We start from the raw sequence: 10196 nt of genomic DNA, 5'->3' as shown, positions 1-10196 counted from the left end.
ACCAATACCACTATCCCCACTTCTACAACCCACACCAACCCCCGCCCCCCCCCCCCCCCCCCCCCCCAACTCCCCCACCTCCCCCAACTCCCCCAACTCCCCCAACTCCCCCAACTCCCCCAACTCCCCCAACTCCCCTGAATTTATGACTTTATCCCTTGGTATTGACTTTGGCACTTCTGGCGCACGGGGTGTGGTAATTGATGAAGAAGGTTGCGTTTTGTCGGAAATGCGTCATTATTGGCTGGTTGAGACTATTGATTGGGTAAAATGTTGGCGAGAGGCTTTATGGAGTCTATTAGGGCAAATTCCGGAGGCTTTAAGGGGGGAAATAGGGGCGATCGCTATTAATGGGACTTCTTCTACTATTTTGCTGACTGATGGGGCTGGAGAGCCTGTAGACGCGCCGCTATTGTACAACGATGGTCGGGGTGCGGCGGCTTTAGAACAGTTGAGTCGGATTGCTCCAGATAATCACACTGTGTTAAGTGCTACATCTAGTCTAGCGAAACTCCTCTGGATGCAAGCATTACCTGATTTTGCAAAAGCCAGATATTTACTACATCAAGCCGATTGGCTGGGGTTTCTTTTGCATGGAGAGTTAGGTATTAGCGATTACCACAACGCTTTGAAGCTAGGTTATGATGTAGAAAAATTGCAATACCCAGAATGGTTGGAACAGTTAGAAATTCCTCTCCAGTTACCACAAGTGTTAACACCGGGAACTGCTATTGGTGAATTACTTCCCAGGATTGCGGCTGATTTTGGCTTTAAAGGCGATTGTTTGGTGGTTGCTGGCACAACAGATAGTATTGCGGCTTTTCTAGCCAGTGGAGCTAAATTTCCGGGGGAAGCGGTAACTTCGCTGGGTTCAACTTTAGTGCTAAAACTTTTAAGTCGTCAAAGAATTGAAGATGCGCGATATGGAATTTATAGCCATCGTTTAGGTGATTTGTGGCTAACTGGAGGTGCTTCTAATACAGGAGGTGCTGTTTTAAAGCATTTTTTCAGCAATGTTGAGTTAGTGAGGTTAAGCGCGGAAATTGATCCAACTCAACCCAGTGAGTTAGATTATTACCCATTATTGAAACCAGGCGATCGCTTTCCCATTAATGATCCCCAATTATTACCCAGACTAGAACCGCGTCCCGATCAAAATAAAGAATTTCTACATGGTTTATTAGAAAGTATGGCGAGAATAGAAACTAGAGGATATGAACTATTACAAAATCTAGGTGCAGATTCTTTAACCCATATTTATACTGCTGGTGGTGGTGCGACTAATTCCGTTTGGACAGCTATTCGTCAACGTTATTCAAAAGTACCAGTTGTTTCATCAATTCATACAGAAGCAGCTTATGGAACAGCACTTTTAGCAATGGGAAAAGTACAGATTTAGTTGAAGATTCAGATCCCCGACTTCTTTAAGAAGTCGGGGATCTTAGTTTATGAACTAACTAACAGCTAATGAATTTTTACTGTAATATTCTGTTTGCGGGTAAATGCTAATAATGGTATTTCCTACTTCAAAAAATGTTCCTGATTGTTCATTTTTAGAAAATTGCAAATGGGGATATTTAGCCGCTAATTCATCAGCAGTTAACGCTGTAGCTGAGATTTTATTTGGTAAGAGTCCTGTCGAACCAATATAAAACACCATAGGAGAAATCTTTTCTTGGTAAATTTGCTCAACATAAGCTACTAACTTTTTATAAGCTGTCGTCATAGCTGCAATTAACTCTTCTCTATTGACAGATTTATGAGCGTGTTGAGTATATAATAATAATGCCAAATTATGCTCACCAACTTTGCCGAGAATTTCTCCTACTTTTCCATTGATATTGATTCCCAGAAAGTCATCGAAAATGGGTTTCATCAAATCATCAACTTTAGTTAGTTTCATTCTTGAAGAAATTGCTTTTTGTCGAAAAGCGATATTTTGATTTAACACCATTTCCAAAGTTGGTTTCAGGAAAATCTCGCCAGTTTCTTGGTCGTAAACTTCATATCTCCGCCCTAAAAACTGGTTAGCAGCATATAATTTACTCAAGTTGAGAATATCCTGATTACCAAACTCAATTTTATGACTAATATGAGAATCAATTGGATCTGAATATTCCTGAGTGGTAGGAAAATTCAGATAGAGATTTTTGGATAAATAATGTTGTTTTAATTCCTCTACTTGGTTACTCACAAATAATTCTGATTGATGACGTAAGCAAGCAGACAGAATGCTCGTAATCACCTTAATTTCTGCTAATTGCGTAAATAACCCATCAATATTGCCAAAATTGATATTAACAGGAACTAATGGTAAATTATCTAATTGAATTTGATATTCACAATCAAATTCAAACTTATCAGCAGTAATTACGCCTTTAGATTGCAATAAATCAAATACTTTCTTGTTGCTGATTTTAATATTTAAAGCCGAAATATGAACTTTACCATCTTTGACAATGGTATAATTATTGAAATTATGCAAATCATGAGCCAGTAACCCTGCAATCTCAATAATAGGGGTATGATCTTCAGCCTTTACCAGTTTAACTTTCCGCTTCACTAACATATTAATAGTAGCAGTATTGCGATTTATAGCAAATACACCCATTTGCACAAAATCACCAGCATAAATATCTTCACTTTGTAATTCAGGACTGATCAAATCGCCATTAATATCTCTAACACCCTTCACCCGTTTAATACGAGTTCGCTGGTAATTTTCCTTTAATTTATGTAAATTCAAAATGATATGTTGACGATATTCAGATAAAATTTGGATAAGTTCTAACAGAGAAATTTGGTGATTTAACTTCGACATAAAACCCCCTAACTTTTATCAATTAAAGACCGGATTTCCCTCTCTGCGTGAGAAAAATCCCTCTTTTCCTCAATATAGTATATTTGTACTAAAAAATCAACTTATCCAAATCAAGACTAAAATAAAAATAGCTTTACAATTCTTCATAATTAAAACAAAACAATGGCGCGAGATTTACGAGGATTCATTAAAATTCTAGAAGAAAGAGGGCAATTGAAGCGAATTTCAGCTTTGGTTGATCCAGATATGGAAATTGCGGAGATTTCCAACCGAATGCTGCAAAAAGGTGGTCCAGGCTTACTATTCGAGAATGTCAAAGGTGCATCTTTTCCCGTCGCAGTTAACTTAATGGGGACTGTGGAAAGGATATGCTGGGCGATGAACATGGAAAAACCAGAGGAGTTGGAAACCCTGGGAAAGAAGCTAAGTATGCTTCAGCAACCCAAACCACCGAAAAAGATTTCCCAAGCTATAGATTTTGGTAAAGTGCTGTTTGACGTGGTGAAAGCTAAACCGGGAAGGGACTTTTTTCCGCCTTGTCAACAGGTGGTAGTTGCTGGAAATGATTTAGATTTAAATAAGTTGCCTTTAATACGTCCTTATCCGGGAGATGCTGGCAAGATTATTACGCTAGGATTGGTAATTACTAAGGATTGTGAGACGGGAATCCCCAATGTAGGCGTATATCGTTTACAGTTACAGTCTAATAATACTATGACTGTACATTGGCTATCGGTGCGGGGTGGTGCGAGACATTTACGCAAAGCGGCAGAACGTGGTAAAAAGTTAGAAGTAGCGATCGCTCTGGGTGTAGATCCTTTAATCATTATGGCAGCAGCCACACCCATTCCTGTAGATTTATCAGAATGGTTATTTGCTGGATTGTATGGCGGTTCGGGAGTCAACTTAGCCAAATGTAAAACCGTAGATTTGGAAGTTCCCGCAGATTCTGAATTTGTTTTAGAAGGGACAATTACACCGGGGGAAGTTTTACCGGATGGACCTTTTGGCGACCACATGGGATATTATGGCGGTGTGGAGGATTCCCCTTTGGTGCGGTTTCAGTGTATGACACACCGCAAAAATCCCATTTATCTTACCACATTTAGCGGGTTGCCACCGAAAGAAGAAGCCATGATGGCGATCGCACTTAACCGCATTTACACCCCTATTTTACGGCAACAGGTATCAGAAATAGTTGATTTCTTCCTGCCAATGGAAGCGTTAAGTTACAAAGCGGCGATTATTTCCATAGATAAAGCCTATCCTGGACAAGCACGACGAGCAGCTTTAGCGTTTTGGAGTGCGCTACCACAATTTACTTACACTAAATTTGTGATTGTTGTTGATAAAGATATCAATGTTCGTGATCCCCGTCAAGTGGTTTGGGCGATCAGTTCCAAAGTTGATCCTACCAGAGACGTATTTATATTACCAAATACTCCCTTTGATACTTTAGATTTTGCTAGTGAAAAACTTGGTTTAGGTGGGAGAATGGGTATAGATGCCACTACAAAGATTCCTCCAGAAACAGAACATGAATGGGGTGAACCATTAAAATCAGATCCCAATGTTGCGGAAATGGTAGAAAGACGCTGGCAAGAATATGGTTTAGCAGATTTACAATTAGGAGAAGTTGATCCTAATCTATTTGGTTACGATATGAAGTAATACCCACACTGTCCCTTCTCTATCAGAAGGGGAGTGTGATTTGAAGATGGAAAATCTGAAAAACCTAATTTGATGATAATGTATAGAAAGCTGATAATATACAGAAAATCACAGAATATAACAGTTAACTGATTATGTCTAATTTAACAACAATCACTCAACTACAAAAGATTATTGTCTCAATATTCCTAACGTTGATCCTGAGTTTTATAATTCCTGCAACTGCTTCAGCTTCAAGCTTAGGAATTGAGTCAGCTAGTCTTAGTCCTTGTCCAGTTTCTCCTAATTGTGTTGTCAGTCAAAATGCTGATGCTAAACACGCTATTGAGCCGATTACCTATCATATAGAACGAGATAAAGCCAGAGAAACTTTACTAAAAGTTCTCACTGTTGTTCCCCGCACCACGATTGTATCACAAACAGATAATTATATTCATGCAATTTCTAAAAGTCGCATTTTCAAGTTTGTTGATGATGTGGAGTTTTATTTTCCTAGCGATAAGTCAGTTATTCATATCCGTTCTGCATCTCGTGTAGGAGATTCTGATTTTGGTGTCAACCGCAGACGCTTAGAACAAATTCGGTTAGCTTTACGGGATTTGAATATTTAATGTAATTTAATTTGTCTGAATCAGGATTTCCAGGATTTAAGGATTAACAGGATGAGGATGTTGTCTGAATCAGAAGTTCCAGGATTTTAGGATTAACAGGATGAGAATAGAGATTTTATTACTAATGACCAATGACCAATTCTCTATTCTCTATTTCCCAGGGCAAAAATACTCCCCACAACAAAACCCCCAAGGTGCGCCCAATAAGCGACTCCTCCCGTTTCTACACTCATTTTAGCTGCTGTCTGGAGACTGGCAAAACCAGCGATAAGATTTTGTATAAAGAAAATACCAATAATTACTAATGCGGGGATATTAATTGTGGTGATGAAAAAACCCAAAAAAACTAAAGTGGTAATTCTCGCTTGAGGAAACCAGATTAAGTATGCACCCAGAACTCCAGAAATTGCCCCACTTGCACCCAATGAAGGGATAGTGGAGTACATACCAATAAACCATTGACATAAAGCAGCTATAGCACCACAGGTTAAATAAAATAATAAATATTTAAAATGCCCTAAGCGGTCTTCAATATTGTTACCAAATACCCACAGATAGACCATATTGGATATTAAGTGCCACCAACCTCCATGCAAAAATTGTGAGGTAAATAAGGTTGTCCACTCTCCACTCCAGTTGATTGTTAATTCTTGCGGTATTACCGCATACAATTGAAAAAATTGTTCTAGTTGTAAATTCGACAAACTTATTTCATGGAAAAAAACTAGAATATTCATGCCAATTAAACCATAGGTAAAATATGGCGTAATTCGGGTCGGGTTTTCATCGTAGAGGGGAAACACAAATATTGTTCCTAATCATTATTAATATCACTATAACAGGAGTCAGTAGTTGGGAGTCAGGAAGGAAAAATGAAGAATAAAGAATATTTTTATCCTATAGTGCTTATCGGTTGAGTGAGATATAAGAACCCCACCCCCAACCCGCAAGCGATGAGGGGGCTAAGAAGTATCTTATTCAAGTGATCCTATATTACCTAATCCCTGTTACCTAATTACAAAAGATTTGCTGATTCATAGAGTCTTCTGATAATAGCTGTAATTTTTATTCCGTAGTCTAAATCCGCAGACCAGCGCCCTGATAATTGATTAACTGACTGAGCAACACCTCTGGTAACAAAACGAAATCGCGGATCTACTTCTGGCTGGACTAAAGGTTCTAAACTGGCATAGGCTTTTAAATGTTGAATATGCGCTCTGACACCAATTCTCGCGCTGGGAAATGATGCTCCTTCAGCACCACCACCAACTGCACCCAAACCGGCAAAGTTATTTTGTTGGGGTTTGATGTCAGTTCCAAAACGTAAAAATCCAGTTTCTAGACACATTTGACAAAAAGCAATGTCATGATTTATGCCTTCAATGGTTGCTTCTTCTCGATATAGTTTGGGAAGTTCAGGAAATTGGGTAATGGCACTTTCATTATTGATTTTTAGAAATGATTGTAATTGTATTTCTGATGTGTTGCCATTGGAGATAAGTTGTTCAATTTGTCCGGGACAAACTGTTGAAATTGAACGTAATCTGACTGTGCGTGAGGCACTATCCCAATCAATAGAAATATGAGATTCTCGAAGTTCTATGGCTTTGATATAAACTATTTGCCGATAGGTAATCCGGCGTAAATTAGTTAATTTTGAAATATCAATCCGTAAACGATCTACTAAATCAATGGGGATGTAAGCATTACCATTAATTAATAGTCCTTGTTCTAAGTAATTTTGTCCATTGATATTGATGTTAATGCTGGGATAATTTTCGGTTGTTGGTTGCTGAGGATCATTTGCTTGACTCCAAGTAGTTAGTCCTTCGGCAATTCCGATCGCAAAATCACGACGACGACTTTGTAATAAAGCCCGATCTTCGGGACTGCTGAGGAAACCGACTTGTAGTAATATGGCGGCGATCGCTGTTTGACGACAAAATTGCAAATTACCCAAGCCACTATCTGTATCTGGTTTTACTCCGCGATTGGGTAATTGGGGGACACGGCGCAAAAGTGCCGTTAATAACATTTCTCCATTTTGCTTGCGCTGATCGTTTTTGGCAATATAAAATGCACTTGCTCCCCGCACAGATGGACTATTGGCCGCATTGGCTTGAATTTCTAGGGCTACATCTTTGGCATTAGCACGAGCATTAATCCAGGCAATAGTTTGAGCCGCACTTAAATCGTCAGGAACAGCTAAAACTTCTAAATTCCGGGTCCGCAGTTCTATCACCACTAAATCCCGCAAAAGAATCATTTCCTTTGCTTCCGTTGTGCCACCAGCGATCGCACCGGGGTCATTTTTACCCGCTTCTGTGCCACCATGTGCCGCAGAAATAAAAATCCGTCCCATTTTTACCTATTTCCGTTGTTAAGTCCCAGCAATTGCAATTCTATAAATTAGCGATCGCTTCTGCAATTCTTCTAGACACAAAAGGTAAAATTTCCCGACTCTTAGCTTGCTCTTTCCCTTCCGTAAACACCACCAACAGATAAGGGCGCTGATCTGGTAATTCAATATAAGCCGCATCATGACGGACTGTACTTGTCCAACCTGCTTTTGACCAGATTTGACTATTTTGAGGTAATCCACCCCCTAAGAAGCCTGTAACTTGGTTCTCATCGCCATCTTGGCTTAACTCTTCTGGCTTAATACTGCGTTTGAGTAAATTCATCATAGATTGCGATCGCTCACTAGAAACCGTCACCCCACCCACGATACTATGTAATAATCTCGCAGTCGCATCCGTCGTCAGCATATTCCGATTTTCAAACATCTCCCCATAAAAAGCCCTTTCCCGTCCATAAGGACCATCACCCCAAGTTTTTTGACAGACATTAACCGCCTTCATTTCCTCCCACCCCAAAGACTGGTAATAACGATTAATAATATTACGTTGATATTTCCAAGTTTCAAAAGGGCCAGGACTTAACTGAGGACCAGAAGTAGTTCCACTGATGATATCAACAATTAAACTAGTCGCATCGTTTCTAGAATCAACTATCATATCCTTCAAAGCCCGGTCTAACTCTCCCGAAGCCTGACTCATTCCTTTCTCTAGCCATTCTTGCACCACCACCAAATAAAATAACTTCACCACACTCGCAGGATAAATCCGTTCTCCCCCCCGATAGCTAAAACCCCGCACCGGATGTTCCCAAAAAGCGTTAGGAGTCAGCGCACCACCCGTATTCACTGGTGCGGGAGGATCATATACCACCCAAGTCAAAGCAATTTGATGAGATGCTAAAGTTGGAAACTCTGCCCAAGTTGCCTCTAAAATTTGATTACCGATATTTTCTAGTTGTTGGTCTTGATTAAAAAAAATCATTTGTAAATAATTTCCTTATGGTATTGGGAGTTTAGGTTCTGGACTCAATCCTATCATTATCTGTATAATTACTGAGGTAATAATTATGATTAGGCTAATTTCAGGTAATTTATCATGGCATTTGATTTAACAATATTTTATAGTTATCTGTGAGGGTTAGAAGTATGGCTAACGCCACGCTACGCTATCAGGAGGTAGGGGCGCAGGGCCTGCGCCCAGTCAGGAGTATGGCTATAAATAATTGGTGATATTGATACAATTTGCTGTATTACCTAAATTCTAAAAATTCATTTTTTTCTGGTTCTCGGTTCTATAACATCAGGGTTCACTCCAAAGTATTTCGCTGCTGCTGACATATCAAGTGTTAATAAACTAATATCCCCTAAATCTTTAATACCTTGAGGTATGGTTTTTGTCACTTTTGCACTATCAGAAGATTTGATATCTAAAAATTTAATAATTTCCTCTGCGACTGCTTGTGCTAAAAGCGGGGGAACAGAATTACCAATTTGTCTAAAACCATGCCATTTTGTCGGATGAAATCGAAACCAGTCAGGATAGGAATGTAACCGCGCAGCTTCCCTAACAGTAATACATCTGGGGATAAAAGGATGTATGGGACGAGGTGAAGTAAATGCACCTTTATTACTAGGTGTTCCGGCTCTTAAGGTATTACAAAAACCATCAGGATCAAGTTTATGAAAACGACTGATTGATTCGATTTTACCATGTGGTGTGGATGCAAATCTATCCATAGATTCGGTCGAATGCTTACTTCTTAAACTTGATGTTAGTAAAGTAGGATCATATTGACGTTTGTAGGAATATTTGTTTTTTGCAGTTGGAAGATTACGCAGGTTTTTAGCATAGTTACTAGGTTTAGCAAACTCTGTAAATATCCAATCTTGTTGATATAGTTCTGGATAGTTTTCTATGACTGGTAAATCTTGTAATGCTTCCCAAACTGTAGGAGTTAAGACTAACTTAGTTTCGGAAGATTGATTGGATTTTGCTGGGAATGTGATTTTTTCTGGATATTTAGGTAATTCTAAATCTTCACGCGCACCTAGTAAAAATAACCTTTCTCGATTTTGGGGTACTCCATAATTAGCTGCATTTAAAACTTGGTAATTTGCATTAACTTGATAACCACTTTCGGAAAATTGACTAATGATTTCAGCAATAAATTCTTTGTGTTTCCCGACTGTCATTCCTTTGACATTTTCCAATACAAAAAACTTGGGTTGTAATTCTACAACTAATCTAATAAAATGGAAAACTAAAGAGTTTCTTGGATCATCAAAAGAACGTTTTCCCATTAATGAGAAACCTTGACAGGGTGGACCACCAAATACTACATCAATTTCTTGATTAGCAATTTGAGAACTATTCCGAATTTCCTTCCCTGTTGTTTCTTCCACACTTTTGCATAACACAGTCCAAAAGGGAAAGTTAAATTGATGAATTGCACAATGAATTGGATCTATTTCCACAGATGCTAGGACATCAAAACCAGCTTGTTCAAAGCCTAAAGTCATGCCACCTGCACCTGCAAATAAATCAACTGCAATTGGTCGTTTTTTTACCATTAGTTAGTTATGAGTTAAGTAGGTTAGCATTGAAAATCGTCGTTATGACAAGGCAAAAGGCAAGATTGAAGAGGGTTTGGGCGATTTGGCTCTTCGGTACTTGTTATGCTAAACCGAGAAATTGAGAGAAGGGAACAGGGAACTCTTAACTGGGAACAGGGGA

8 protein-coding genes are annotated in these 10196 nt (G+C 39.1%); 3 read left to right on the top strand and 5 right to left on the bottom strand.

Annotated elements, in window-relative coordinates:
- Window positions 1-145: 145 nt before the first annotated feature.
- The gene (locus HEQ36_RS25625) at window positions 146-1399 is read left to right on the top strand and encodes an FGGY-family carbohydrate kinase (protein ID WP_168636260.1); all 1254 of its coding nucleotides are present in this window, start codon (window positions 146-148) and stop codon (window positions 1397-1399) included.
- Between the two features lie 54 nt (window positions 1400-1453).
- Here HEQ36_RS25625 and HEQ36_RS25620 read toward each other — a convergent pair whose 3' ends face one another.
- Window positions 1454-2821, bottom strand: a complete 1368-nt coding sequence (locus tag HEQ36_RS25620; protein ID WP_053540682.1) for a hypothetical protein — start codon at window positions 2819-2821, stop codon at window positions 1454-1456.
- 162 nt (window positions 2822-2983) lie between these two features.
- Between HEQ36_RS25620 and HEQ36_RS25615 the strand changes: the two genes are divergently transcribed.
- Both HEQ36_RS25615 and HEQ36_RS25610 read left to right on the top strand, forming a co-directional pair.
- Window positions 2984-4492, top strand: a complete 1509-nt coding sequence (locus tag HEQ36_RS25615; RefSeq protein ID WP_168636261.1) for a UbiD family decarboxylase — start codon at window positions 2984-2986, stop codon at window positions 4490-4492.
- Between the two features lie 134 nt (window positions 4493-4626).
- Window positions 4627-5103, top strand: a complete 477-nt coding sequence (locus HEQ36_RS25610) for a DUF1499 domain-containing protein (protein WP_168636262.1) — start codon at window positions 4627-4629, stop codon at window positions 5101-5103.
- A gap of 143 nt (window positions 5104-5246) precedes the next feature.
- Here the strand turns inward: HEQ36_RS25610 and HEQ36_RS25605 are convergent, their stop codons facing one another.
- From HEQ36_RS25605 to HEQ36_RS25590, 4 genes are all read right to left on the bottom strand, one after another.
- On the bottom strand, window positions 5247-5906 hold the full coding sequence (locus HEQ36_RS25605; RefSeq protein WP_168636263.1) for a rhomboid family intramembrane serine protease: 660 nt from the start codon (window positions 5904-5906) through the stop codon (window positions 5247-5249).
- Window positions 5907-6118: 212 nt separating this feature from the next.
- Entirely contained in the window at window positions 6119-7465 is a 1347-nt protein-coding gene (locus tag HEQ36_RS25600; protein WP_168636264.1) for an N-acetylmuramoyl-L-alanine amidase, read from the bottom strand.
- 40 nt (window positions 7466-7505) lie between these two features.
- Window positions 7506-8444 (bottom strand): serine hydrolase, encoded by a 939-nt coding sequence (locus HEQ36_RS25595; RefSeq protein WP_168636265.1) that lies wholly within the window; start codon window positions 8442-8444, stop codon window positions 7506-7508.
- Window positions 8445-8731: 287 nt separating this feature from the next.
- Window positions 8732-10033 (bottom strand): DNA cytosine methyltransferase, encoded by a 1302-nt coding sequence (locus HEQ36_RS25590; protein WP_168636266.1) that lies wholly within the window; start codon window positions 10031-10033, stop codon window positions 8732-8734.
- Window positions 10034-10196: the final 163 nt, after the last annotated feature.

Source organism: Anabaena sp. 54 (assembly GCF_017355725.1).
Classification (GTDB): domain Bacteria; phylum Cyanobacteriota; class Cyanobacteriia; order Cyanobacteriales; family Nostocaceae; genus Dolichospermum; species Dolichospermum heterosporum.
Note: the sequence above shows the minus strand (reverse complement) of the source record. Positions and strands in the feature narration are given on the sequence as shown.

What these genes read in the sequence shown, in the direction of transcription:
- HEQ36_RS25625 (WP_168636260.1), top strand. Translation starts at nt 146, where the DNA reads ATGACTTTATCCCTTGGTATTGACTTTGGCACTTCTGGCGCACGGGGT.
- HEQ36_RS25590 (WP_168636266.1), bottom strand. Translation starts at nt 10,033, where the DNA reads ATGGTAAAAAAACGACCAATTGCAGTTGATTTATTTGCAGGTGCAGGT.
- HEQ36_RS25610 (WP_168636262.1), top strand. Translation starts at nt 4,627, where the DNA reads ATGTCTAATTTAACAACAATCACTCAACTACAAAAGATTATTGTCTCA.
- HEQ36_RS25595 (WP_168636265.1), bottom strand. Translation starts at nt 8,444, where the DNA reads ATGATTTTTTTTAATCAAGACCAACAACTAGAAAATATCGGTAATCAA.
- HEQ36_RS25600 (WP_168636264.1), bottom strand. Translation starts at nt 7,465, where the DNA reads ATGGGACGGATTTTTATTTCTGCGGCACATGGTGGCACAGAAGCGGGT.
- HEQ36_RS25615 (WP_168636261.1), top strand. Translation starts at nt 2,984, where the DNA reads ATGGCGCGAGATTTACGAGGATTCATTAAAATTCTAGAAGAAAGAGGG.
- HEQ36_RS25620 (WP_053540682.1), bottom strand. Translation starts at nt 2,821, where the DNA reads ATGTCGAAGTTAAATCACCAAATTTCTCTGTTAGAACTTATCCAAATT.